This is a genomic window from Pseudomonas sivasensis (assembly GCF_013778505.1).
GTDB lineage: Bacteria > Pseudomonadota > Gammaproteobacteria > Pseudomonadales > Pseudomonadaceae > Aquipseudomonas > Aquipseudomonas sivasensis.
In genome coordinates, this window is record NZ_JAAOWU010000002.1 from 417,330 (window position 1) to 441,073 (window position 23,744).

The window sequence follows — 23,744 nt, forward strand, 5'->3', positions numbered from 1 at the left end:
ATCCGAATACCCCCCTTTTAAATGGATAGTCAGGCTCTGACCGCAATACCCGACTTTGGTGCATTCACACACTATCAGTCCAACTGTAGACGCTCACCGGAACGATATTGCGCAATCGTCAAATATCGTTTCGATAAACATCTACCTCCAGTCTCTTCCCGGACGCGTTCGGCGGCAAGGCACTTAGCCATCCTTTGCACAAATAAAAATGCCGACGACCCGCAGCACCGCCTCCACGGGCAACCCTGTTATTATCGCCGGCAGACTTCCACGCCTCTTTATTAAGCAGACCACGAGCGAATCCATGAGCACCGACAAGACCAACCAGTCCTGGGGCGGCCGCTTCAGTGAACCCGTCGACGCCTTCGTCGCCCGCTTCACCGCCTCCGTCACCTTCGACCAGCGCCTGTACCGCCACGACATCATGGGCTCCATCGCCCACGCGACGATGCTGGCCAAAGTCGGCGTGCTGACCGACGCCGAGCGCGACAGCATCATTGACGGCCTGACCACCATCCGCGGTGAGATCGAAGCCGGTACGTTCGACTGGCGCGTCGACCTGGAAGACGTGCACATGAATATCGAGGCCCGCCTCACCGACCGTATCGGTGTGACCGGCAAGAAACTGCACACCGGTCGTAGCCGTAACGACCAGGTGGCCACCGATATCCGCCTGTGGCTGCGCGATGAACTCGACCTGATCCTGTCCGAAATAACGCGCCTGCAAAAAGGCCTGCTGGAGCAGGCCGAACGCGAATCGGACACCATCATGCCCGGCTTCACTCACCTGCAAACCGCCCAGCCTGTGACGTTCGGTCACCACCTGCTGGCCTGGTTCGAAATGCTCAGCCGCGACTACGAGCGCCTGGTCGATTGCCGCAAGCGCGCCAACCGCATGCCACTGGGCAGCGCCGCGCTGGCTGGCACCACTTACCCAATCGACCGCGAGTACACCGCGCAACTGCTGGGCTTCGACGCTGTGGGCGGCAACTCCCTGGACGGCGTCTCGGACCGTGACTTCGCCATCGAATTCTGCGCCGCCGCCAGCATTGCGATGATGCACCTGTCACGCTTCTCCGAAGAGTTGGTGCTGTGGACCAGCGCGCAATTCCAGTTCATCGACCTCCCGGATCGATTCTGCACCGGCAGCTCGATCATGCCGCAAAAGAAAAACCCCGACGTGCCAGAGCTGGTCCGCGGCAAGAGCGGCCGCGTATTCGGCGCACTGATGGGCCTGCTGACCCTGATGAAAGGCCAGCCGTTGGCCTACAACAAGGACAATCAGGAAGACAAGGAACCGCTGTTCGACGCTGCCGACACCCTGCGCGACTCGCTGCGTGCCTTTGCCGACATGATCCCGGCGATCAAGCCAAAACACGCGATCATGCGTGAAGCGGCTTTGCGCGGTTTCTCCACGGCAACGGACCTGGCGGACTACCTGGTACGCCGTGGCCTGCCGTTCCGTGACTGCCACGAAATCGTCGGCCACGCAGTGAAATACGGCGTGGAAACCGGCAAAGACCTGGCAGAAATGAGCCTGGAAGAACTGCGCCAGTTCAGCGACCAGATCGAGCAGGATGTGTTCGCCGTACTGACCCTGGAAGGTTCGGTGAATGCGCGTAATCACATCGGCGGCACTGCGCCCGCGCAGGTGAAGGCAGCGGTCGTACGCGGCCAGGCGTTGCTCGCCAGCCGCTAAAAAATGTGGGAGGGGCTTGCCCCCTCCCACACTTGATCACTTTTTGGCCGCAATCATCGCCATAAACGCAGGCATCGCCGCCTCCCGGTCCGCTGCCACCTTTTGGGCGTTGGGCATGGCATGCAATCGCTCCAACAACGCTTTCGCCTTTGGCAACTCAGCCAGCAAATCCAATCCAAACAGCTTCTCGCCCACGCCACAGGCGAGGTTCACGCTGTACATGAAATACAGATCCGCAATCGTAAAACTCTCCCCCGCCACGTAAGGCGCGAACTTGCCGTGCCGACCTAAAGAACCGATCCCCAGCAGCAACTCAGCCTTGGATTTTTCCTTGATCGCCTCCGGCACCGGCATACCGAAAAACGCCTCGGCAAAACACGCGCGGGCGGGCAATTCGATGTACAGCTCGATTTCCCGGCACAGCGCCAGCACTTGGGCACGTTGGAATGGGTCTGCTGGCAACAGCGAAGGGCCTTCCTGGGTTTGCTCGATGTATTCGAGTATCACGCTGGTTTCGTTGATAAACCCCTGCTTTACGCCAAGCGCCGGTACCTTGCCGCGCGGACTAATTGCCAGGGCTTCCGGGGTTTGACCGGCGTAGAAAGGCACCTCTTCAAACAGGAGCCCTTTCTCCAACAGCGCCAGTTTCACCATGTTGTAGTAGTTGCTGACCGAAAATCCGTAGAGCTTGAGCATCGCAAAGCCTCCAGGCCGTGTGCGGGGTTGGCTGCAAGAGTTATAGATCTTGACGCCCAGCCTGACCAGCAGCATCACCTGCCTGAATGGAGGTAGACTGGCGCCCTTTCCTTGAGGAGCCTGCCATGAGCGAGCCGACCGATATCGACAGTGACGAAGAAGAATTCACCGAAAACACCCTGATCGAAGCGATCGAGAACCAGATCGAAAGCGACAATCCCCCCGCCGCCAAGGCGACCTTCAACAAACTGACCCTGGTGGGTTATGAACGCGAAGACATCCTGAATCTTATGGCCCACGTGCTGGCGTTCGAGATCGACGCGATGCTGGACGAGGACCGCGCCTTCAATACCGAATGGTATGAAACCGCGCTGCGGGCACTGCCTGAGTTGCCGCCTGAAAAGGAATAATCCCGGCACGCAGCAACACGCTGGACAGTTCGGCAAAGTGCGTTCACCTTATGGCCTGCTAGCCTCTAATAAATTTTAGAAAGTCTGGAGTCCTTATGTCGTATACCCCTGAATTGGTTGCCGAACTGGAAATCCTTGTACTCTTCCCCTTGGACAGCACCAAGGAAGGTCTGAAGGTCCATCAGACCGCCGCTCCTACTGCCATCGCCGCTGCCAAGCGCCTCCATGCCAAAGGACTTATCGACCAGCCAGACGGGGGCTATCTGACCAGCCTCGGTCGGGACGCCGCAGAGCAGGCCCAAACCCTGCTGACTATTCTGACCACTGCCAGCACCAAAGAAGCAGCCTGATACCCGATACCGCCCATGGAGTCCGCTCACTGCGGATTCCAAGGGCGTTGCTGTGGGCCAGTTAAAATTCTGGCGTCAAAGACCATTTCCCCCTAAACCTCCTACGCCACTGGCTGTAAACTCCTACACGGCCGCCCACGTCGGGCCCTGCGAGCCACCGAGTTCGACATGACCCGCACCCATGAAATCCGCCCTGACTTGGACGAAGGCATCGACCGCAAGGTGCTGGCCCAATTGCGCGCGCGCTTCATGGCCCTCAATGAGGGGCGCATGGCGCGTGCCGTCGAGGGGCTGACGCCGCGCCAGCAAAGCGTGCTGACCCTCCTGCCACTGTTTTTTCATGTTAATCATCCGCTGTTGCCCGGTTATGTTTCGGGCAGCACGCCAGCCGGGCTTTCGAATTTCGAGCCCGACGCTCAGGCCTTGGCCGAAGCCCAACGCCTGACCCGCTCGTTCTCTTACAAGCCGCGCCCGGTCAATCAGCCCAAGCCTATCCATGGCCTATTTCTGATGGGCAGCCTTGGCACCCTCGCCCAAGCGGATCAGAGCGATATGGACGTATGGGTGTGCCACGCCCCCGACCTGGGCGAAAACGAGCTGGCCGAACTGCGCAAGAAATGCCAACTGCTAGAAGCCTGGGCCCTCACCATGGGTGCCGAGGCACACTTCTTCCTGATCGAGCCAACGCGCTTCGTACTCGGCGAGCGCGACACCCAACTGAGCTCCGACGACTGCGGTACCACCCAGCATTACCTGCTGCTGGACGAGTTCTACCGTACAGCCATCTGGTTGGCCGGGCGCACGCCGATTTGGTGGCTGGTGCCGGTATACGAAGAGACCCGTTACGCCGAATTCACCCACACACTGCTCTCCAAGCGGTTTATCCGCGCCGATGAAACCCTTGACCTCGGCCACCTGGCACATATTCCACCCGGCGAATTCATCGGAGCCGGTCTATGGCAGTTGTTCAAAGGCATCGAGTCACCTTACAAATCGGTGCTCAAACTGCTGCTGACTGAGGTCTACGCCAGCGAACACCCCAACGTGCATTGCCTGAGCCTGCGCTTCAAGCGCGCGGTGTTCGCGAACCAGATGGACCTGGATGAGCTGGACCCATACATCGTGGTGTACCGCCGCATCGAGGAATACCTCAAGGCACGCAACGAGCCCGAACGCCTGGAATTGGTACGCCGCGCGCTGTACCTGAAGGTCAATCGCAAGCTCACCGCCGGCCAACGCACCAGCAGTTGGCAGCGACTGTTGCTGGAGCGCCTGGCCCGCGAATGGAGCTGGGACCAGCGTCAACTCGCCCTGCTGGACAGCCGCAGCCAGTGGAAAGTGCGTCAGGTGGCCTCGGAACGCCGCGCCCTGGTCAGCGAGCTGAACTACAGCTATCGCTTCCTGACCCAGTTTGCCCGGACCGAACAAACCGTCAGCCTGATCAACAAGCGCGACCTTAACGTTCTGGGCCGGCGCCTGTATGCCGCTTTTGAGCGCAAGGCCGGCAAGGTCGAATTCATCAACCCCGGCATCGCACCGGACCTGGCTGAAGACACCTTGACCCTGGTGCAGTCGCCCAACCGCAAGGAACCGGGCCAGCATCACTGGGGGTTGTACAACGGCAACCTCACGGCCCTGGAGTGGGAACACTTTGCGCCCATCAAGCGCAGCCGCGACCTGCTGGAAATGCTCACTTGGTGCCATCGCAACGGTGTAATCGACAGCAGCACGCGCCTGGCGCTGCACCCCGGCACCAGCGACATGACCGAATTCGAGTTGTTCAACCTGCTGGGCAGCCTGCAACAAACGGTCGCCCTGCCCCTGACCAGCGTCGATGAAATAAGCCTGCTGCGATCGGCGGTGCCCGAGGAAGTGTTGCTGCTGATCAACGTCGGCGTCGACCCGCTCAAGCATCACCGCGACCTGAACATCCTGATGACCACCGAGCGCACCGACTCCCTGAGTTATGCCGGTGTTCGCGATAACCTGGTGCTGACCCTGGACCAAGTCACGCTCAACAGCTGGAACGAGGTGATGGTCAGCCGTTACGACGGCCCGCACGCTTTGCTCGATTGCCTGCGCGACTACCTAAACCAACTGCCATCAGACCGCCTGCCGCGTCTGCGGGTGCGCTGCTTCTGTCATAACCGTGCGCAGTTCATTGCCCAGCGCGTGGAGGAAATCTTCGACACCGCGCAGAACCTGCTGCTGGGTCAGTCCAACCACCGCTACTTGCTGCAAGTTCAGCAGCACTACCACGTAATGGAGTTGATGCCGGGCCAAGCCACCCATGTGTCACTGGCAACCCAGGACGCGCTGATCGCCTACCTCAGCGAAGAGCTGGCCAGCTACAGCCCGCTGCATCTGGACACGATGGCCCTGGAAGACCACGACCTGGCGCTGCTGCTGCCCATGGGCATGGCTGATTGCGTGCAAGTGTTCTACCGGGTCAATGAGGATTTCGCCGAGCTGTATGTGCTGGATGAGTTCAACGCGCTCTGGCAGCAGCGCCTGCCGTTTCATGATGAGCAGAGCCTGCTGGCGCCTTTGCAGCGCTTTCTGCAATCCATCATCTATCGGCGGGATGCGTTGTCGCCGCTGGACACGCAACAACCCCTGGGCGCGGTGCAGACCTTGTATTACCAACTATTGCCGACAGGAAGCGGACGCGCCCGCGGGATCGAACCTCGGCCGGCGCCGCACAATCCAACGAACAAATCGTTTTACGACGTGCAGGCGATTATCGGCAAAGCAGCACACGGCAAGGTGGGCATTACCCTGTACTGCAATCAGCGGGAGTTTTCCGAATTGGAATTCGGCGACCAGCTATTTGCCGTGGTCGCCCAGGAGATCGTTGGACAGCGCCGGGAAACCGAGCGCTACCGTTGCTACATCACCGACCTGGATCTATCGGGCCTGCTCGGTGATGTGCAGAGCCCGAGCAACCTTTACCTGCGTTACAAGGCCGAGCTGGAGCTGTCGCTCAACGAGGCGCTGAGCCAGATTTAGAGAGTGAAGGCGCCGCCGTCTTTTGGCTGGACTTCAACACTGAGCAATTCAAGCTTGAGGGTCTTGCCGCCAGGTGCCGGCCAGTCGATATGCTGGCCCACTTTCAGGCCTAACAACGCGCTGCCCACGGGTGCCAGGATCGAGATCTTGCCGGCGTCTGCATTGGCATCTTTCGGATAGACCAGCGTCAGGTGGTAGTCCTTGCCGCTGCCTTGCTCACGGCAATGTACGCTGGAGTTCATGGTCACGACACCCGCAGGCACTTCATCGTGGCCAACCACTTCTTCGGCGCGATCGAGTTCGGCTTGCAACGCTTCGACGCCGGGAGTTTCGTCGCCCAAGCGGTCGATCAGTTGCTCCAGACGCTGCACGTCAAGACGGGTGAGGATGATGGACGGTGCGGTGGTCATGATTCAGGCAGACTCCTTTTTTCTGCACAAAAAAGCAAAACCCCGCCAAAAAAAGGCGGGGTTCTCGCGGGCCTCGATGAGTTGAGGCGTACCCGGACACTACCACAGCGTCACAAATAAACAAGACAGCCTCAGGCGTGCGCCCTGCGCTGCTCGGCCTCGGCGCAGATCACCCTGCGCCGGGCATCGTCGGCGGAGCGCCATTCGCGGATGTCTTCAACGTGACGAAAGCAGCCGAGGCAGACTTTTTGCTCGTCCAGACGACACAAACTGATACAAGGTGACGGCACCGCCGGGCTGACATTACTGAACAGCGGCTTTGGCGGACGTACGGGCGCAGGCTCAGTCACGGTCAAATCTCGTCGAAATCCAGCTCGGCGCCGGTATATTCGTGGACCAGGCGCGTGAGCATCTCGCCCAACAACTCTTCACTCTTATCGCACTGCCATTTGCCGCTTTCTTCGTCGTAGTCAAAGTGAACGCCACCGGAGCGCGCCGCCAGCCACAGCTGACGCAGGGGTTCCTGGCGACTGAAGATCAGTTGCTGGCCACTCTCGAACTTGACGGTCAGCACGCCGGCCGAGTTTTCCAGGTCCACATCCAGGCCGCTGTCGTCAAAAATATCTTCCAGCGCCTGCTGGGTCGCATCCACCAGGTCGTGAAAACGGGCTTCGGTCAAACTCATTGTGGCAACCTCAAAAGTGTCTGGTTTTGCTCAAGCGCCGCACGATACGGGCGAGCCTCGCCGATTGCAAAGGATACCGATTTCATTACCGATGACGGTATGAAATATCCTCTGCCAGCGTAGCCCGCTTCACCTTCATGTCGGCAAACCCCCGCCGGACGGGTATTTCGGCGCATAGGCAAGCTGGCGGGTGGTCGGTATACTCGGGCGCAATTAATGCATATTCAAGGATTTCGCCATGAAGCGCCTGATCTCTTCCCTTGCTGCGCTCGTCGCGGTCGCTTGCCTCGTTAGTGCCTGTGGTCAAAAAGGCCCGCTGTACCTGCCCGATGACAGCAAAGACCCGAATGAACAGGCGCAATCGTCGCAAAAGCCATCCAAAGCGCATAAGCACGACACCTACGAATAAGGGAGCTCCATGGACGCTTTTAACTACCGGGACGGCGAGCTGTTCGCGGAAGGCGTGGCGCTGTCCGCGATTGCCCAGCGCTTTGGTACCCCGACGTACGTGTACTCACGCGCTCACATCGAAGCTCAATACCGCTCCTTCACCGACGCACTGGACGGCGTACCGCACTTGGTGTGCTACGCGGTCAAGGCAAACTCCAATCTGGGTGTACTGAATGTCCTGGCGCGTATGGGCGCTGGTTTTGACATCGTCTCCCGTGGCGAGCTGGAGCGGGTACTGGCAGCTGGTGGCCAGGCTGACAAGATCGTGTTCTCCGGCGTCGGCAAGAGCCGCGAAGACATGCGCCGTGCCCTGGAAGTCGGTGTGCATTGCTTCAACATCGAATCCACCGACGAGCTGGAGCGCCTGCAGGTCGTAGCCGCCGAAATGGGCGTACGCGCGCCGATCTCCCTGCGCGTCAACCCGGACGTCGATGCTGGCACCCACCCGTACATTTCCACCGGTCTCAAAGAGAACAAGTTCGGCATCGCCATTGCTGACGCCGAGGACGTGTATATCCGCGCCGCGCAGTTGCCAAACCTGGAAGTGCTGGGCGTCGACTGCCACATCGGTTCGCAACTGACCACTCTGCCGCCGTTCCTAGATGCCCTCGACCGCCTGCTGGCGCTGATTGATCGCCTGGGCGAATGCGGTATCTACCTGCACCACATCGACCTCGGTGGCGGCGTGGGCGTGCGGTATCGCGATGAAGAGCCGCCGCTGATTGCCGACTATATCCAGGCCGTGCGCGAGCGCATCGAAGGCCGCGACCTGACGCTGATGTTCGAGCCGGGCCGCTACATCGTCGCCAACGCCGGCGTGCTGCTGACCCAGGTCGAGTACCTCAAGCACACCGAGCACAAGGATTTCGCCATCGTCGACGCGGCGATGAACGACCTGATCCGCCCGGCGCTGTACCAGGCCTGGATGAATGTCACCGCTGTGACGCCTCGCGACAGCGAAGCTCGCGCCTATGACATCGTCGGCCCGATCTGCGAAACCGGCGACTTCCTCGCCAAGGATCGTCAGCTTGCGCTGGAGGAAGGCGATCTGCTGGCCGTGCATTCGGCCGGTGCCTACGGGTTTGTCATGAGTTCCAACTACAACACCCGCGGCCGTACCGCCGAGGTACTGGTGGACGGTGATCAAGCGTTTGAAGTGCGTCGCCGCGAGACGGTAGCCGAGTTGTATGCTGGCGAAAGCCTGCTGCCGGAGTAAGCCATGCTGCTGCGTTTTACCAAGATGCACGGGCTCGGCAATGATTTCATGGTCCTCGACCTGGTCAGCCAGCACGCGCACATCCTGCCCAAGCACGCTAAACAGTGGGGCGACCGGCATACAGGCATTGGCTTCGACCAATTGCTGATCGTCGAGGCGCCAAGCAACCCGGAGGTGGATTTCCGTTATCGGATCTTCAACTCCGACGGTTCCGAAGTGGAACAGTGCGGCAACGGTGCGCGCTGTTTCGCGCGTTTCGTGCTGGATAAGCGCCTGACCGCCAAGCGCCAGATCCGCGTCGAGACCAAGAGCGGCGTGATCGAGCTGGATATTCGCAGCGACGGCCAAATCAGCGTCAACATGGGCGCGCCGCGCTTGGTGCCAGCGGATATTCCCTTCCAGGCCAGCGAGCAGGCCACCAGCTACGCAGTCGATGTCGACGGCAAGATCGTCGACTTGGCGGCCGTCTCCATGGGCAACCCCCATGCTGTGTTGCGGGTCAACGACATCAACAATGCCCCCGTACATGAACTGGGGCCGAAGATCGAACACCACCCGCGCTTTCCGGCACGGGTCAACGTGGGTTTCCTGCAGGTGATCGACCGTTCCCGCGCGCAATTGCGTGTGTGGGAACGCGGCGCCGGCGAAACCCAGGCCTGCGGCACCGGTGCTTGCGCCGCTGCCGTGGCCGCGATCAGCCAGGGGTGGATGGATTCGCCGCTGCTGATCGACCTGCCCGGTGGACGCCTGTCCATCGAATGGGCAGGCCCTGGCCACCCGGTTCTGATGACCGGGCCGGCCTCGCGTGTATACGAAGGACAGGTCCGTCTATGAGTGAGCCAAGCTAATGACCGATAAGCCTCAAGTACCCGCACCCGCAACCCCGAGCGAAAGTCTGGAGGCCGCTGCTGTCGCGGCGTACCTTGAGGCGAATCCGGATTTCTTCGTCGAGCACGAAGAACTGCTGCCGGCACTGCGCATCCCCCACCAGCGCGGCGACACCGTGTCGCTGGTGGAGCGACAGATGAAGATCCTGCGCGAGCGCAATATCGAGATGCGTCATAAGCTCTCGCACTTGATGGACGTCGCCCGCGACAACGACCGCTTGTTCGACAAAACACGTCGCCTGATCCTTGCGCTGATGGACGCCACCAGCCTGGAAGAAACCGTGATCGCCGTGGAAGACAGCCTGCGCCAGGACTTCCAAGTGCCATTTGTCAGCCTGATCCTATTCAGCGACAACCCGATGCCTGTAGGCCGCTGGGTCAGCGGCAGCGACGCACAGACCGCGATTGGCGGCCTGTTGTCCGAAGGCAAGACCATCAGCGGCACCTTGCGCGAGCATGAGCTGGACTTCCTGTTTGGTCCCGAACAGCTCAAGGAGATCGGCTCCACAGCCGTGGTCACCCTCAGCCATCAAGGCTTGCATGGCGTGCTGGCTATCGCCAGCCGTGATCCTGCGCACTACAAAAGCTCGGTGGGCACACTGTTCCTGACCTATATCGCCGAAGTGTTGGGCCGCGTCCTGCCGCGCTTCACCACTGCCCTGCGCGCGGTGCGCTAGCCATGGAACGGCAACTGGACGCTTACTGCGCTCACCTGCGCAACGAGCGCCAGGTGTCGCCCCACACACTGGAAGCCTATCGGCGGGACTTGAACAAAGTCCTGGCCTACTGCGAAAAACAGCAGGTCACCAGTTGGAAGGCCTTGGATATCCAGAGCCTGCGCAGCCTGATCGCGCGCTTGCACCAGACGGGCCAATCCTCGCGCAGCCTCGCTCGCCTGCTGTCGGCTGTGCGCGGGCTCTATCACTACCTCAACCGCGAAGGCCTGTGCGACCACGACCCGGCCAACGGCCTGTCTCCGCCCAAGGGCGAACGGCGCCTGCCCAAGACCCTGGATACCGACCGCGCTTTGCAATTGCTTGATGGCGCCGTAGAGGATGACTTCCTGGCCCACCGCGACCAGGCGATCCTGGAGCTGTTCTATTCCTCGGGCCTGCGCCTGTCGGAACTCACTGGCCTGAACCTAGACCAATTGGACCTGGCAGACGGCCTGGTGCAAGTACTCGGCAAGGGCAGCAAAACCCGCGTGCTGCCGGTGGGCAGGAAGGCCCGCGAAGCCCTGCAACTCTGGCTTCCGCTGCGGGCGTTGGCCAACCCGGCGGACGACGCCGTGTTTATCAGCCAGCAAGGCCGGCGACTGGGGCCGCGGGCTATTCAGGTGCGGGTCAAAGCCGCCGGGGAGCGCGAACTGGGTCAAAACCTGCACCCGCATATGCTGCGGCACTCCTTTGCAAGCCATATGCTGGAATCGTCCCAGGATCTGCGCGCCGTGCAGGAGTTGCTGGGCCACTCCGATATCAAGACCACGCAGATCTATACCCATCTGGACTTCCAACACCTGGCAACGGTGTACGACAGCGCCCATCCACGGGCCAAACGCATCAAGGGCGGCGACTCATGAGTATCAAGCTGATCACCTTCGACCTGGACGACACACTCTGGGACAACGTACCCGTCATCATCAGCGCCGAGGCGTCGATGCGCGAATGGCTGGTCGTGCATGCCCCCAACGTCGGCGACCTGCCACTGGAGCATTTCGCCAGCCTGCGCCAACAGGTGCTGCAGCGTCATCCGGAGCTCAAACACCGCATCAGCGTGTTGCGCCACCGGGTGCTGATGCACGCCTTCGAGGAGGCCGGATATCCACAGCCGCAAGCCACGGAAATGGCAGACGTGTGCTTCGAGGCGTTCATTCACGCCCGTCATCAGCTCACTCCCTTCCCTGAAGCCGAGCCGATGTTGCAAGCGCTGCGCCAGCACTTTCTGCTGGGTGTGATCACCAATGGCAATGCCGATGTGCAGCGTGTGGGCCTGGCTGACTACTTTCACTTTGCGCTGCGCGCTGAAGATATTGGTATTGCCAAGCCGGATGCGCGGCTGTTCCAAGAGGCGCTGCAACGCGGCGGAGTGGATGCCAGCGCAGCAGTGCATGTTGGCGACCATCCCGGGGACGACATTGCGGGGGCGCAGCAGGCGGGGCTGCGGGCCGTGTGGTTTAACCCCAGCGCCAAGGTGTGGGAGGGGGATAAACGCCCCGACGCGGAGATTCGTAGCCTTACGGAGCTGCCGAAATTACTCCGCAAGTGGCAGTAGTACTACAGATCCCAATATGGGGATCACCACGAAGCTCAAATGAATCAGCAAGCATGAAAAAGCCCGCAGCGACGGCGGGCTTTTTCTTACAAGCAGGTGACTGACCTCAGATAGGTCGGCTGCCGTACTTGTTATCCGGCTTTTTGGGTGGGTCTGCCACCACATTAGCCTCGACTTCCTGCACTCTGCCGCCTTTAGCGAGGAATTCTTCCATCGCACGGGCCAGAGCATCGCGCTCTTTGTTCTTGGCCTCAACGCTCGGCAATTCATCTACCGAAACAGCTGCCTTGGCTTTGCCTTTGGCCGCAGGGGCAGGCGCATCATCGCCACCATCGTCGTCCGCAACGTCTTCCGCTGCAGCTTCAAGACCTTCTTCGGTGTCGTCTTCGTCACCTACTTCGAGTTCGTCGTTTTCCAGATCATCGTCGCTCATGTTCTACCTCATGACTTGCGAAAAGCAGATTAGTTATAGCCCAGCTTCGCCCTCTGTCGAGGTCGCCAGGGAAAAATCAACATCCACTGGATAACCAGTGGCTTACGCCCCGTCACCGTGCAAGGTGGCGAGGACTTTACGAGCACCCCCATGATCACGGTGCTCGCCCAGATAAACACCTTGCCAGGTACCCATCGCCAAGCGGCCGGCCTTGACCGGCAAACTCAGCTGGCAGCCCAGGAGACTGGCCTTGAAGTGCGCCGGCAGATCATCCGGACCTTCGTCATTGTGTTCGAACCCGGCACGGCCTTGCGGCACCAGCAAGTTGAAAAAACGTTCGAAGTCACGGCGAACCGCCGGATCGGCATTCTCGTTGACGGTCAGAGAAGCCGAGGTGTGCTGCAACCACAGGTGTAACAGGCCCACACGACACGCCTTCAATTCAGGCAAGCCGGCAAGCAACTCATCGGTCACCAAGTGAAAGCCCCGGGGCTTGGCCCGCAGGGTAATCAGGGTCTGTTGCCACATAGAGTTCTCCGCCCATCGGCGCGCATTCTAGCGCGCTCTGGGAAAAAACAAAGTGCCGAATACGCCTACGTGCCTGTAAGACATTCGCACACTGAAAAGTGCCGTGTGCGGCCGATCACAAACTTTGCGCAAAAACCGGCACAGCGTCTTACGACTGACAAACACCAGGCAAAAAAATGCCCGGCAAGCCGGGCATTTTTTTTACGCGCACTTACAAGTTGTAGCCGCGTTCGTTGTGTTGCGCCAGGTCGAGGCCGACAGCCTCTTCCTCTTCGGTAACACGCAGGCCAATGACCATATCGAGCACCTTGAGGATGACGTAGGTGACGATCGCCGTGTAGATCACGGTGAAGCCAACACCCTTGCACTGGATCCAGACTTGAGCCGCGATGTCAGTGACGGTGCCGAAGCCGCCCAAAGCAGGGGCTGCGAATACACCTGTGAGGATCGCACCGACGATGCCGCCGATACCGTGCACGCCGAATGCGTCCAGGGAGTCGTCGTAGCCCAGCTTACGCTTGAGGCTGGTCGCGCAGAAGAAGCAGACCACACCGGCCACCAGGCCGATTACCAGAGCGCCCATCGGGCCAACGGTGCCGGCGGCTGGTGTTACAGCTACCAGACCAGCCACTACGCCCGAGGCGATGCCCAGTGCACTTGGCTTGCCGTGAGTGATCCACTCGGCGAACATCCAGCCCAACGCCGCAGCAGCGGTAGCGATCTGAGTGACCAGCATCGCCATGCCAGCAGTGCCGTTGGCCGCAGCAGCGGAGCCGGCGTTGAAGCCGAACCAACCGATCCACAGCATTGCCGCGCCCACCAGGGTGTAACCCAGGTTGTGCGGTGCCATCGGGGTGGTAGGGAAGCCTTTACGCTTGCCGAGCACGATGCACGCCACCAGCCCAGCCACACCGGCGTTGATGTGCACCACGGTGCCGCCGGCAAAGTCCAGCACGCCCCAGTCCCACATCAGGCCGCCGTTGCCGCTCCAGACCATGTGCGCGATTGGCGCATAAACCAGGGTGAACCAGATGCCCATGAAGATCAGCATCGCAGAGAACTTCATACGCTCAGCGAAGGCACCGACGATCAGCGCCGGGGTGATGATGGCGAAGGTCATCTGGAAGGTGATGAACACCGCTTCCGGGAACAACGCCGCAGGCCCGGTGATGCTGGCTGGGGTCACACCCGCCAGGAACGCCTTGCCCATGCCGCCGAAGAAGGAATTGAAGTTGACCACACCCTGTTCCATACCGGTGGTATCGAACGCAATGCTGTAGCCGTAGACGACCCACAGGATGCTGATCAGGCCAGTGATGGCGAAGCACTGCATCATCACCGACAGAATATTTTTGGAGCGGACCATGCCGCCGTAGAACAGCGCCAGGCCGGGAATGGTCATGAACAGCACCAGTGCGGTGGCGGTCAGCATCCAGGCGGTGTCGCCAGAGTTGAGGACTGGAGCAGCCACTTCGTCTGCCGCCATGGCCAGGCTTGGCATTACGATGGACAACAGGGCTCCGAGCCCTGCGAATTTACGCAGAGTCATATTGTTTTCTCCTGGGGCGTTGGGGTTTGGCGGCTTAGATTGCGTCGGTATCGGTTTCGCCGGTACGGATGCGAATAGCCTGTTCCAGATTGACCACGAAGATCTTGCCGTCACCGATCTTGCCGGTGTTGGCGGCCTTGGTTATCGCTTCGATAACCCGGTCAAGATCCTTGTCGTCAATGGCGACATCAATCTTCACCTTCGGCAGGAAATCGACTACGTATTCCGCGCCGCGATACAGCTCGGTGTGACCCTTCTGCCGACCGAAGCCCTTGACCTCAGTAACGGTAATGCCCTGCACGCCGATCTCGGACAGCGACTCGCGTACATCGTCCAACTTGAACGGCTTGATGATGGCAGTGACTAGCTTCATGAAAACTCTCTCCCGAATTGGTGGACTTGCCCCAGGAAAACAAACCCGTCTCAAGTCTAAGCGCAGTGCCTGGCTTTGTAACGCATCGTCGCAAGGGCAGTTGCCTTTGCGACGCCAGCGAACCACTGGTGACGAAACCTGTACCCCTGATCCGTCGGCGCACTGCATTCGTCACAGCGACTGCATCAGTGCATGGGTCATGATCGTCTAAGCAGAAACCTTGCCAGCTCCGTAAAAATCACTGAAATCAGTCCTTTGCCCACTTAACCTCACCCACAGGACTATTTGGCAGCTGCAATGCGCACGAAAACAGTGCGCCGTCGCACAGCCCGATGCGCGAAAAGCGTGCGCTGCAGGCCGCGAAAAAGACTATAGACGCTGCGTGATACACTGCCCGCCAACAGTTTCCGGAATATTTCCCATGCTCGCGCCCAAAGACCTACTCGACGCCCTGAGCGGCCACGCCTCTCGCCTGTTCAGCGGCGAAACCCCTCTGCCCCGCAATGAAATCGAAAGCCAGTTCAAGGCCTTGCTGCAAAGCGGTTTCAGCAAGCTCGACCTAGTGAGCCGGGAAGAATTTGATAGCCAAATGGTGGTGCTGGCCCGCACGCGTGCGCGGCTGGAGAGCCTGGAGGCGAAGGTGGCTGAACTGGAAGCGCGGCTAATCCCAACGGCCGAGTAACTGACGCAACGAGGCCAAAATGTGGGAGGGGGCTTGCTCCCGATGGCGGTGGGTCAGTGACATATTTATCAACTGACCCACTGCTATCGGGAGCAAGCCCCCTCCCACATTTGTTCTGCGCCGTTCTCTGGATACGTTCTGTAAAACCTCCCTCCCTCACTAGCCCCACCCCTCGTCTACCCTTGAAAAACCCGCAGGAAGCGGCCCTCCCACTCAAGGAACGAGCATGTCCCTCGCCATCGTCCACAGCCGCGCCCAGATCGGCGTAGAAGCCCCAGCCGTCACCGTCGAAGTGCACATGGCCAACGGTCTCCCGTCCCTCACGCTGGTGGGCCTTCCCGAAACCGCCGTCAAGGAAAGCAAGGACCGAGTACGCAGCGCCATCCTCAACTCCGCCCTGCAATACCCCTCCCGCCGCATCACGCTCAACCTCGCGCCCGCCGACCTGCCCAAGGACGGCGGGCGTTTTGATTTGGCGATTGCACTGGGGATCCTCGCCGCCAGTGTGCAGGTGCCAGCGTTGATGCTCGATGACATTGAATGCCTGGGTGAGTTGGCGTTGTCCGGCGAAGTGCGTGCGGTCAAAGGTGTGTTGCCAGCCGCTTTGGCGGCGCGCAAGGCTGGGCGCACCGTGATAGTGCCGCGGGCGAATGCAGAGGAAGCTTGCCTGGCGTCGGGGCTGAAGGTGATTGCCGTGGATCACTTGCTACAGGTGGTGGCGCACCTCAACGGACAAGTGCCGATTGAGCCCTATAAATCCGATGGTTTGTTGTACCTGAACAAGCCCTACCCGGATTTGAGCGAAGTGCAAGGCCAACTCTCCGCCAAGCGGGCGTTGTTGATTGCAGCAGCGGGCGCACATAACCTTCTGTTCAGCGGGCCACCGGGCACCGGCAAGACCTTGCTTGCCAGCCGCTTGCCCGGTTTGCTGCCTCCGCTGAGCGAGCAGGAGGCCCTGGAAGTGGCGGCAATTCAGTCGGTGGTCAGCCTCGCACCGCTGAGCCATTGGCCGCACCGGCCGTTTCGCCAGCCGCACCACTCTGCGTCAGGGCCCGCACTGGTGGGCGGTGGATCGAAACCGCAGCCTGGGGAAATCACCATGGCACATCATGGCGTGCTTTTCCTGGATGAGTTACCGGAGTTTGATCGCAAGGTGCTGGAGGTTTTGCGTGAGCCATTGGAATCAGGGCATATCGTGATTTCCCGCGCCCGCGACCGTGTGAGTTTCCCAGCGCGTTTTCAACTGGTGGCAGCGATGAACCCCTGCCCTTGCGGGTATATGGGCGAACCCACTGGGCGTTGTCGCTGTACACCGGAGCAGGTCCAGCGGTATCGCAATAAGCTGTCTGGACCGTTACTGGATCGGATTGACTTGCACCTCACCGTGGCGCGGGAAACAACTGCGCTGAATCCAACCCAGCAGGTTGGAGATACGACGGCAACGGCCTCAGCCCAGGTGGCAGATGCTCGGGAGCGTCAGCAACAACGCCAAGGCTGTGCCAACGCCTTCCTTGATCTACCGAGGTTGCGTGAGCACTGCCAACTTTTGAAAGCCGATGAAGGCTGGCTGGAAAGCGCCTGCGAGCGACTGACGTTGTCGCTGCGTGCGGCTCATCGGCTGCTCAAAGTGTCACGCACGTTGGCGGACCTGGATCAGGTGGATGCCATCACGCGGGACCATTTGAAGGAGGCCTTGCAGTACCGCCCGGCCTCCCTCAATTGAGCCTCAGCGAAAGCGATCCACCTCATGACGCAAGCCCGCCGCCAACGTCTCGAGCTCCTTGGCCGTAATCGCTAGGTTCGACACCACTTCCCGCTGCTCGCTGTTGGCCAGTGCGATGCTCTGCAAATTGCTGCTGAGCAATGTCGCGGTGCTGCTCTGCTCCTGAGTCGCCGTGGTAATCGCCGCGAACTGCTGACCGGCCGAACGGCTCTGCTCGTCGATACGTGCCAGGGCCGACGCCACGTCGGCGTTGCGCGACAGGCCTTCCTGCATCAGCGTGTTGCCGTGCTCCATGGTGCTGATGGCGTTGCCGGTTTCCCGCTGAATGCTCTGGATCATCCCGGAAATTTCATCGGTGGCTTCGCGGGTACGCGAGGCCAGGTTACGCACTTCGTCAGCGACCACGGCAAACCCACGGCCCTGTTCACCTGCGCGAGCAGCCTCGATGGCGGCGTTCAGCGCCAGCAGGTTGGTCTGTTCGGCGATGGAGGTGATCACACCGACGATGCCGCCGATTTCCTGGGAGCGCTGGCCCAGGGTATTGATCACCGTGGCCGTGCTATTCAGCGCGGTCGCGATATGTTCCAGCGACGACGACGCCTCCTGCATCGAGGTGCGGCCGATGCGGGTTTGCTGGGCATTCTCTTGAGCCAGACGCTCGGTGTTGCCCATGTTGTCGGCGATATTCAGCGAAGTGGCGCTGAACTCTTCCACCGCACCAGCCATGCTGGTGATTTCGCCAGACTGCTGCTCCATCCCGTCATAGGCCCCGCCGGATAACCCGGACAGTGCCTGTGCACGGCTGTTGACCTCTTCGGCCGCCTTGCGGATATGGGAAACCATGGTCGAGAGCGCTTCACCCATCTGGTTGAAGCTGCGGGCCAGTTGGCCGATTTCATCATGGCTGGACACGTTGAGGCGCGCACTCAAGTCCCCCGCGCCCAAGGCTTCGGCCTGGCGCACCAGATCACTCAGCGGCTGCAGTTTGCTGCGCAGCAACCAGACCGTGGCGCCTACCGCCAGCAACATCGCCAGTATGCTGCCGATCACCAGGCGAATACCGACCGCCCAGGTCACTGCACGGATTTCAGCTTTCGGCATGCTCGCAACGACGGCCCAAGGACCGCCGTCGAACGGTACCGAAACACTGTAGAAGTCTTCGTTCTTATCGCTCCAGAAGCGGCCTTTGCCTGGGGTCTTGGCCAGGTCCAGCATCACCGCAACCGACTGGTCCAAGGCCTGCACACCCGCGGGCGGTACCAGCCAACGCTTCTGCTCGTCGAGCAACGCCAGGGAGCCGGTCTGACCGATGCGGAAGCGCTTGAGGTTCTCAAACTGCGCGGCCTGGGCGTCGGTGTAGTCAAAGCCGATGAACAACACAGCGATCACTTTGCCGCTGCTGTCTCGTACGGGGCTGTATTGGGTCATGTAGGAGCGATCGAACAACACCGCGCGGCCGATATACGCCTGACCACCGAGCACGCGCTGGTAAGCCGGACCCTGGCGGTCAAGCACGGTGCCGATGGCGCGGCTGCCGTCCTGCTTGGTCAGGGAAGTGCTGACGCGCACAAAGTCGTCGCCGCTGCGCACGAACACCGTGGCCACACCGCCGGACATCTGCTTGAACTCATCGACTTCAGTGAAGTTGTTATTGAGCACTTCGCTGCCCAGCAACAAGCTCGGCGTCTGGACCCCAGCCACCGCGACCATTTGATCAGCCTGCACACGCAACCCGGCGCTGAAGCGCTTTTCAAACAATCCGGTCAGACGCTGGGTGCTCTCGCGCAGCGTGCTGTGGAAGGTATTGAGTTGGTCGGCCAGCAGTCGTGCCTCGCTGGCCAAGTGTTCCTCGCGGGTATCGAGGTTGGCGGAGTCAAGGGAACGCAAGGCGAAAACAGTACTGCCGCTGATGACGACAGCCAAAATCACGGCTAATGCAAGACCTAACTGCGAGGCGATCCGGGCGCGAGGTTGAGACATGAAAGCTCCTGGCCGAGGCCAGGATCATCCTGATCTCATAGCGCTGCTCGGCAAATTATCTGGTGGGAAACGTTGGTGCACGATGGTTCCAACACCCCTACTTCGGCGGCGCTTTGCAATACTTGAGCGAATCGCAGGGGTATCACGCAAACGGTTGCGTGATAGAGCCAGAATTATTCAATCAAGCCGTTCGACATCGGGCAAAACCATGGCCTGCACTTCGCTCTGGAGGAAATCCGCCAAGCGTCGCAAGCGCTCGCCGCCCGGACGGGTTTTCGGCCACACCAAATAGTAATTTTCCCTGCTCGCTACCGCCGTCGGCAACGGCAAGCTTAAACGTCCCTGCGCCACATCCTCGGCCACCATCAGCAGATCGCCCATGGAGACGCCATAACCGCGAGCGGCGGCGATCATGCCCAGCTCCAGGGTATCGAACACCTGCCCACCCTTGAGCGAAACCTGATTCGAAAGCCCCATGCGCTCCAGCCAATTGCGCCAGTCCCTGCGGTCGGGCGTGGGGTGCAGCAACTCGGCACCGGCGAGTCGATTTACATCCCATGGGCCATCGTCCAACAGATTCGGCGCGCCCACCGGTATCAACAGCTCAGGAAATAAATAGCTGGCCTCCCAATCCGCCGGAAAGTGCCCGTAGCTCAACAGCACCGCACAGTCGAACGGCTCCTGGTTGAAATCCACTTCATCCACATTCATCCAGGCGCTGGTCAATTGCACTTCATTGCCTGGCTGTAATGCGCGGAAGCGACTGAGGCGCGCCAACAACCACCGCATAGTCAGGGTCGACGGCGCTTTCATGCGCAGGATGTCATCTTCGGCGTTCAGGGTATGGCAGGCCCGCTCCAGCGCCGCGAACCCCTCGCGCACACCGGGCAACAGCAGGCGCGCCGCTTCCGTGAGCTGTAGGTTACGGCCGCTGCGCTGGAAGAGGCGACAGGCGAAATGCTCTTCCAGCGTGCGGATATGTCGGCTCACCGCACTTTGGGTAATCGACAGTTCCTCGGCGGCGCGGGTAAAGGAGTTATGCCGGGAGGCCGCTTCAAATGCACGCAAGGCATAAAGAGGAGGAAGACGACGAGACATGAGGAAAGCTCCGACAGCAGGATGCCGAAACCGTACCAGAATCAGTCAGGCATGAGTTTTAATCATGTAGATGATCGCTTTTATCCCTTTGTGCAATGAGCTGAGAGGGCCGAGAATCCAACCCTCTCCAACCCTCTGACTTTCTGAGTGTGATGATCATGCAGCATCCAGCGCGTAACGAACTCTGGGCCATTCTGCGGCTGTCTGGGCCGTTGATTGCCTCACAGTTGGCGCACATGCTGATGGTGCTGACCGACACTTTGATGATGGCTCGCCTGAGCCCTGAAGCGCTGGCCGGTGGTGGCCTGGGCGCAGCGAGCTATTCGTTCGTGTCGATCTTCTGCATCGGAGTGATTGCCGCCGTGGGCACCTTGGTGGCAATCCGTCACGGCGCTGGCGACATCGAAGGTGCCACTCGCCTAACCCAGGCCGGGCTCTGGCTCGCCTGGCTGATGGCCTTGGCGGCGGCACTGCTGTTATGGAACTTGAAGCCGGTGCTGCTGATGTTCGGCCAGACCGATACCAACGTGCAGTCGGCGGGGCAATTCCTGACCATGCTGCCGTTCGCCCTGCCCGGCTACCTGAGTTTCATGGCCTTGCGCGGATTCACCAGCGCCATTGGCAAAGCCACTCCGGTGATGGTGATCAGCCTCGGCGGCACGGTGCTGAACTACCTGCTCAACCACGCCTTGATCGAAGGTATGTTCGGCCTGCCGAAGCTCGGATTGATGGGCATTGGCTTGGTCACTGCCATCGTCGCCAATGGCATGGCCCTGACGCTGATGTGGTACATCCGCAGCAACCGCGCTTACGCTGCTTACCCGCTGAGCGCCGGCCTGCTGCGCCTCAACACCCAGTACTTGCGCGAGTTGTGGCGTCTGGGCCTGCCGATTGGCGGCACCTATGCAGTAGAAGTCGGGCTGTTTGCCTTTGCCGCGCTGTGCATGGGCACCATGGGGAGTACGCAATTGGCGGCGCATCAGATTGCCCTGCAAATCGTCTCGGTGGCGTTCATGGTGCCGGCGGGCATGTCCTATGCAGTGACCATGCGCATCGGCCAGCACTATGGCGCCGGGCAGTTGCTGCAAGCGCGCATGGCCGGTCGTGTCGGCATCAGTTTTGGCGCGGCGGTGATGTTGGGATTTGCCTTAGTGTTGTGGCTGTTTTCCGACCCGCTGATCGGCCTGTTCCTCGACCATGACGACCCGGCATTCCACGAGGTGATCGTGCTTGCCGTCAGCCTGCTGGCCGTCGCGGCCTGGTTCGAGCTGTTTGATGGCGTCCAGACCATCGCCATGGGCTGCATCCGTGGGCTCAAGGATGCCAAGACCACCTTCCTGGTGGGCCTGGGTTGCTACTGGTTAATCGGCGCGCCTTCGGCGTGGTTGATGGCTTTCACCCTAGGCTGGGGGCCGACCGGGGTGTGGTGGGGATTGGCGCTGGGGCTGGCGTGTGCGGCTGTAAGCCTGACTTGGGCGTTTGAAGCGAAGATGAAGCGCATGATTGGTCTGGAAGGTGCAGTACCCGAAACCCGCCAAGGGTTCCGGGCCACTCAGCCGGATTAGAACACTTCGCCAGCGAGCGTCTGCTGGCCCTTGCCGAATGTCAGGTATTCCACCAACTCCGGCAACGGCAGCGGCTTGCTGATCAAGTAACCCTGAGCCTGATCGCAGCCAAACAGCCTCAGCAGCGCCAACTGCTCCGGAGTCTCCACGCCCTCAGCCACCACTTCCAGATTCAGGTTGTGCGCCAGGTTGATCATCGCGTGCACCAGCTTGCGATTCTCTTCGCGCTCTTCCATGCCACCGACAAAGCTCTTATCGATTTTCAACAAGGCAATCGGCAAGCTGTTGAGGTGCACGAACGACGAGAAACCGGTGCCGAAGTCATCCAAAGAAAACCGCACACCCAGCCGCCCGAGGGCATCCATGGTCTGTTTGACCAGATCGCTGCGGCGCATCACGGCAGTTTCGGTCAGCTCGAACTCCAGCCATTGCGCTTCCACACCGCGCTCGGCAATCAGCCGGCTGAGGGTAGAGAGCAACTGACTGTCCTGAAACTGGCGGAACGACAGGTTGACCGCCATGTGCAACGGCGGCAGGCCGCGCTCGCGTAGGTCCTGCATATCGCGTAGGGCGCGGGAGATCACCCAGTAGCCCAACGGCACGATCAGGCCGCTCTGTTCGGCCAGGGGGACGAATTCGCTGGGCGGCAATAGGCCGCGCTCGCCGTGGCGCCAGCGCACCAGGGCTTCGAGGCCGACAATGTGGCCGTCATCCAGGTCCAGGCGCGGCTGGTAGTGCAGCTCCAACTCATCCCGGCGCAAGGCGCGGCGCAGTTCACTTTCCAGGTCGGCCAGGCTGCGCGCGTTGCGGTTGATGCGCTCGTTGAAGATATGGAAGGTGCAGCCTTGAGTGCTCTTGGCTTGCTGCATGGCGATATGGGCGTGCCACATCAATGGGTCGGCGCCAGCGCGGGCGCGGGCATGGGCCACGCCCAGGCTGCAACCGATCAGCAGGCTTTCGCCATCCACCCAATACGGTTCGGCCATGGCTTCGGTGATGCGCTCGGCCATCCACTCTGCACGCTGGGGTGCGCGGCGGGTGTCAATCAGCAAAGCGAACTCGTCGCTGCCCAGGCGTGCCAGTTGGTCGCCGATTTCGAGCTGGCTCTTGAGACGCGAGACCACTTGCAGGATCAAACGGTCGCCAGCCTGGTGGCCGAGGGCATCGTTGGCGTGGCGGAAGTTGTCGAGGTCAAGGTGACCGAGGGCCAGGCCACGGCCCTCGTTCTCGGCCAGCCGCGCCGCCAGCAGGGTCTGGAAGCCCTGGCGGTTGGCGATACCGGTAAGCGGATCTTGTTCGGCCAGGCGTTGCAGGGTGTTTTCCAGCAAGCCGCGCTCACGAACATGGCGCAGGCAGCGGCGCAGTGTGTCGGCGTCCAATGCATCACGGATCAGCCAATCACTCACGCCAAGCGGAGAAACCAACGGTTCCTGCTCCAACAACACCACGCACGACAAGCTGCAACGGCCAGGGCCGGGTTGCAGGCTGGGCGTGGTCAACAGCACGGCGCTGGTGTCATCTTCGAACAGACGACTCACCGAGTCCCAGTTTGGCGCGCTGATCAGCACAGCCCCATCGCCCATCGGCGCCAGGCACTCGCGCAACAACGCTGCCCACTCAGGCGTATCGGCCAGTAGCAGCAAACGCAAGGGTTCGACAGGCGTAGACAAGCTAGCTCCCTAGACTCTGCAAAGTTTCGTTGGCGGCGGGCATTATGACGTGCGGCCTGA

Annotated in this window: 24 protein-coding genes; 13 read left to right on the top strand and 11 right to left on the bottom strand. The window is 60.7% G+C overall.

Features of this window, described 5'->3' with window-relative positions; all coding sequences use genetic code 11:
• Window positions 1–304 precede the first annotated feature (304 nt).
• The gene (gene argH, locus G9Q84_RS05505; RefSeq protein WP_181643003.1) at window positions 305–1,699 is read left to right on the top strand and encodes an argininosuccinate lyase; all 1,395 of its coding nucleotides are present in this window, start codon (window positions 305–307) and stop codon (window positions 1,697–1,699) included.
• A 36-nt stretch (window positions 1,700–1,735) separates the two neighbouring features.
• On the opposite strand, the gene G9Q84_RS05510 is transcribed toward argH, so the two are convergent.
• Entirely contained in the window at window positions 1,736–2,395 is a 660-nt protein-coding gene (locus G9Q84_RS05510) for a glutathione S-transferase family protein (RefSeq protein WP_095185191.1), read from the bottom strand.
• 125 nt (window positions 2,396–2,520) lie between these two features.
• Between G9Q84_RS05510 and G9Q84_RS05515 the strand changes: the two genes are divergently transcribed.
• The 3 genes from G9Q84_RS05515 to G9Q84_RS05525 all read left to right on the top strand — a co-directional run bounded on the left by G9Q84_RS05515 (window position 2,521) and on the right by G9Q84_RS05525 (window position 6,164).
• Window positions 2,521–2,805 (top strand): hypothetical protein, encoded by a 285-nt coding sequence (locus G9Q84_RS05515; RefSeq protein WP_032884356.1) that lies wholly within the window; start codon window positions 2,521–2,523, stop codon window positions 2,803–2,805.
• 95 nt (window positions 2,806–2,900) lie between these two features.
• The gene (locus G9Q84_RS05520; RefSeq protein WP_003195403.1) at window positions 2,901–3,155 is read left to right on the top strand and encodes a TIGR02647 family protein; all 255 of its coding nucleotides are present in this window, start codon (window positions 2,901–2,903) and stop codon (window positions 3,153–3,155) included.
• 168 nt (window positions 3,156–3,323) lie between these two features.
• Window positions 3,324–6,164 carry a class I adenylate cyclase gene (locus tag G9Q84_RS05525; RefSeq protein ID WP_181643004.1) on the top strand — a complete coding sequence of 947 codons (2,841 nt, stop codon included), beginning with the start codon at window positions 3,324–3,326 and terminating at the stop codon, window positions 6,162–6,164.
• Here G9Q84_RS05525 and rnk read toward each other — a convergent pair.
• The 3 genes from rnk to cyaY form a co-directional block, all read right to left on the bottom strand.
• Window positions 6,161–6,574, bottom strand: a complete 414-nt coding sequence (gene rnk / locus G9Q84_RS05530) for a nucleoside diphosphate kinase regulator (RefSeq protein ID WP_181643005.1) — start codon at window positions 6,572–6,574, stop codon at window positions 6,161–6,163. The two genes, G9Q84_RS05525 and rnk, sit on opposite strands and share 4 nt — an antisense overlap.
• A gap of 131 nt (window positions 6,575–6,705) precedes the next feature.
• Window positions 6,706–6,924 carry a DUF1289 domain-containing protein gene (locus G9Q84_RS05535; protein ID WP_081797581.1) on the bottom strand — a complete coding sequence of 73 codons (219 nt, stop codon included), beginning with the start codon at window positions 6,922–6,924 and terminating at the stop codon, window positions 6,706–6,708.
• Window positions 6,925–6,926: 2 nt separating this feature from the next.
• A complete protein-coding gene (gene cyaY, locus G9Q84_RS05540; RefSeq protein WP_032884360.1) occupies window positions 6,927–7,259 on the bottom strand; it encodes an iron donor protein CyaY in 333 nt (110 codons plus the stop codon).
• Window positions 7,260–7,497: 238 nt separating this feature from the next.
• On the opposite strand from cyaY, the gene lptM reads away from it, so the two are divergent.
• From lptM to G9Q84_RS05570, 6 genes are read left to right on the top strand one after another with little or no spacing between them, the layout of a single operon-like run.
• A complete protein-coding gene (gene lptM, locus G9Q84_RS05545) occupies window positions 7,498–7,668 on the top strand; it encodes an LPS translocon maturation chaperone LptM (protein WP_010207449.1) in 171 nt (56 codons plus the stop codon).
• 9 nt (window positions 7,669–7,677) lie between these two features.
• Window positions 7,678–8,925 (top strand): diaminopimelate decarboxylase, encoded by a 1,248-nt coding sequence (gene lysA, locus G9Q84_RS05550; RefSeq protein WP_032884361.1) that lies wholly within the window; start codon window positions 7,678–7,680, stop codon window positions 8,923–8,925.
• A 3-nt stretch (window positions 8,926–8,928) separates the two neighbouring features.
• On the top strand, window positions 8,929–9,759 hold the full coding sequence (dapF, locus tag G9Q84_RS05555) for a diaminopimelate epimerase (RefSeq protein ID WP_032884362.1): 831 nt from the start codon (window positions 8,929–8,931) through the stop codon (window positions 9,757–9,759).
• A gap of 13 nt (window positions 9,760–9,772) precedes the next feature.
• A complete protein-coding gene (locus G9Q84_RS05560; protein ID WP_181643006.1) occupies window positions 9,773–10,489 on the top strand; it encodes a DUF484 family protein in 717 nt (238 codons plus the stop codon).
• Window positions 10,490–10,491: 2 nt separating this feature from the next.
• Window positions 10,492–11,391 (top strand): tyrosine recombinase XerC, encoded by a 900-nt coding sequence (gene xerC / locus G9Q84_RS05565; protein WP_032884365.1) that lies wholly within the window; start codon window positions 10,492–10,494, stop codon window positions 11,389–11,391.
• Window positions 11,388–12,083 carry an HAD family hydrolase gene (locus G9Q84_RS05570; RefSeq protein ID WP_181643007.1) on the top strand — a complete coding sequence of 232 codons (696 nt, stop codon included), beginning with the start codon at window positions 11,388–11,390 and terminating at the stop codon, window positions 12,081–12,083. The genes xerC and G9Q84_RS05570 overlap by 4 nt, the downstream gene beginning before the upstream one ends.
• A 106-nt stretch (window positions 12,084–12,189) precedes the next feature.
• Here the strand turns inward: G9Q84_RS05570 and sutA are convergent, their stop codons facing one another.
• From sutA to glnK, 4 genes are all read right to left on the bottom strand, one after another.
• A complete protein-coding gene (gene sutA, locus G9Q84_RS05575) occupies window positions 12,190–12,516 on the bottom strand; it encodes a transcriptional regulator SutA (RefSeq protein WP_032884367.1) in 327 nt (108 codons plus the stop codon).
• 102 nt (window positions 12,517–12,618) lie between these two features.
• Window positions 12,619–13,044 carry a secondary thiamine-phosphate synthase enzyme YjbQ gene (locus tag G9Q84_RS05580; RefSeq protein ID WP_032884368.1) on the bottom strand — a complete coding sequence of 142 codons (426 nt, stop codon included), beginning with the start codon at window positions 13,042–13,044 and terminating at the stop codon, window positions 12,619–12,621.
• A gap of 211 nt (window positions 13,045–13,255) precedes the next feature.
• Complete coding sequence (locus G9Q84_RS05585; protein WP_032884369.1) at window positions 13,256–14,593, bottom strand: ammonium transporter; 1,338 nt, start codon at window positions 14,591–14,593, stop codon at window positions 13,256–13,258.
• Window positions 14,594–14,627: 34 nt separating this feature from the next.
• On the bottom strand, window positions 14,628–14,966 hold the full coding sequence (glnK, locus tag G9Q84_RS05590) for a P-II family nitrogen regulator (protein ID WP_002555808.1): 339 nt from the start codon (window positions 14,964–14,966) through the stop codon (window positions 14,628–14,630).
• 421 nt (window positions 14,967–15,387) lie between these two features.
• Here glnK and G9Q84_RS05595 point away from each other — a divergent pair, with 421 nt between their 5' ends.
• Together G9Q84_RS05595 and G9Q84_RS05600 are read left to right on the top strand one after the other, a co-directional pair.
• Window positions 15,388–15,648 (top strand): accessory factor UbiK family protein, encoded by a 261-nt coding sequence (locus G9Q84_RS05595; RefSeq protein ID WP_032884370.1) that lies wholly within the window; start codon window positions 15,388–15,390, stop codon window positions 15,646–15,648.
• A 226-nt stretch (window positions 15,649–15,874) separates the two neighbouring features.
• The gene (locus G9Q84_RS05600; protein WP_095185196.1) at window positions 15,875–17,371 is read left to right on the top strand and encodes a YifB family Mg chelatase-like AAA ATPase; all 1,497 of its coding nucleotides are present in this window, start codon (window positions 15,875–15,877) and stop codon (window positions 17,369–17,371) included.
• Between the two features lie 3 nt (window positions 17,372–17,374).
• On the opposite strand, the gene G9Q84_RS05605 is transcribed toward G9Q84_RS05600, so the two are convergent.
• Both G9Q84_RS05605 and G9Q84_RS05610 read right to left on the bottom strand, forming a co-directional pair.
• Window positions 17,375–19,351, bottom strand: coding sequence for a methyl-accepting chemotaxis protein (locus tag G9Q84_RS05605; protein WP_099601749.1), 1,977 nt, complete (start codon window positions 19,349–19,351; stop codon window positions 17,375–17,377).
• A 177-nt stretch (window positions 19,352–19,528) separates the two neighbouring features.
• Window positions 19,529–20,449 (bottom strand): LysR substrate-binding domain-containing protein, encoded by a 921-nt coding sequence (locus G9Q84_RS05610; protein ID WP_032884375.1) that lies wholly within the window; start codon window positions 20,447–20,449, stop codon window positions 19,529–19,531.
• A gap of 152 nt (window positions 20,450–20,601) precedes the next feature.
• Here G9Q84_RS05610 and G9Q84_RS05615 point away from each other — a divergent pair, with 152 nt between their 5' ends.
• The gene (locus tag G9Q84_RS05615) at window positions 20,602–22,014 is read left to right on the top strand and encodes a NorM family multidrug efflux MATE transporter (RefSeq protein ID WP_179179749.1); all 1,413 of its coding nucleotides are present in this window, start codon (window positions 20,602–20,604) and stop codon (window positions 22,012–22,014) included.
• Here the strand turns inward: G9Q84_RS05615 and G9Q84_RS05620 are convergent.
• Window positions 22,011–23,684, bottom strand: coding sequence for a putative bifunctional diguanylate cyclase/phosphodiesterase (locus G9Q84_RS05620; protein ID WP_032884377.1), 1,674 nt, complete (start codon window positions 23,682–23,684; stop codon window positions 22,011–22,013). The two genes, G9Q84_RS05615 and G9Q84_RS05620, sit on opposite strands and share 4 nt — an antisense overlap.
• Window positions 23,685–23,744: the final 60 nt, after the last annotated feature.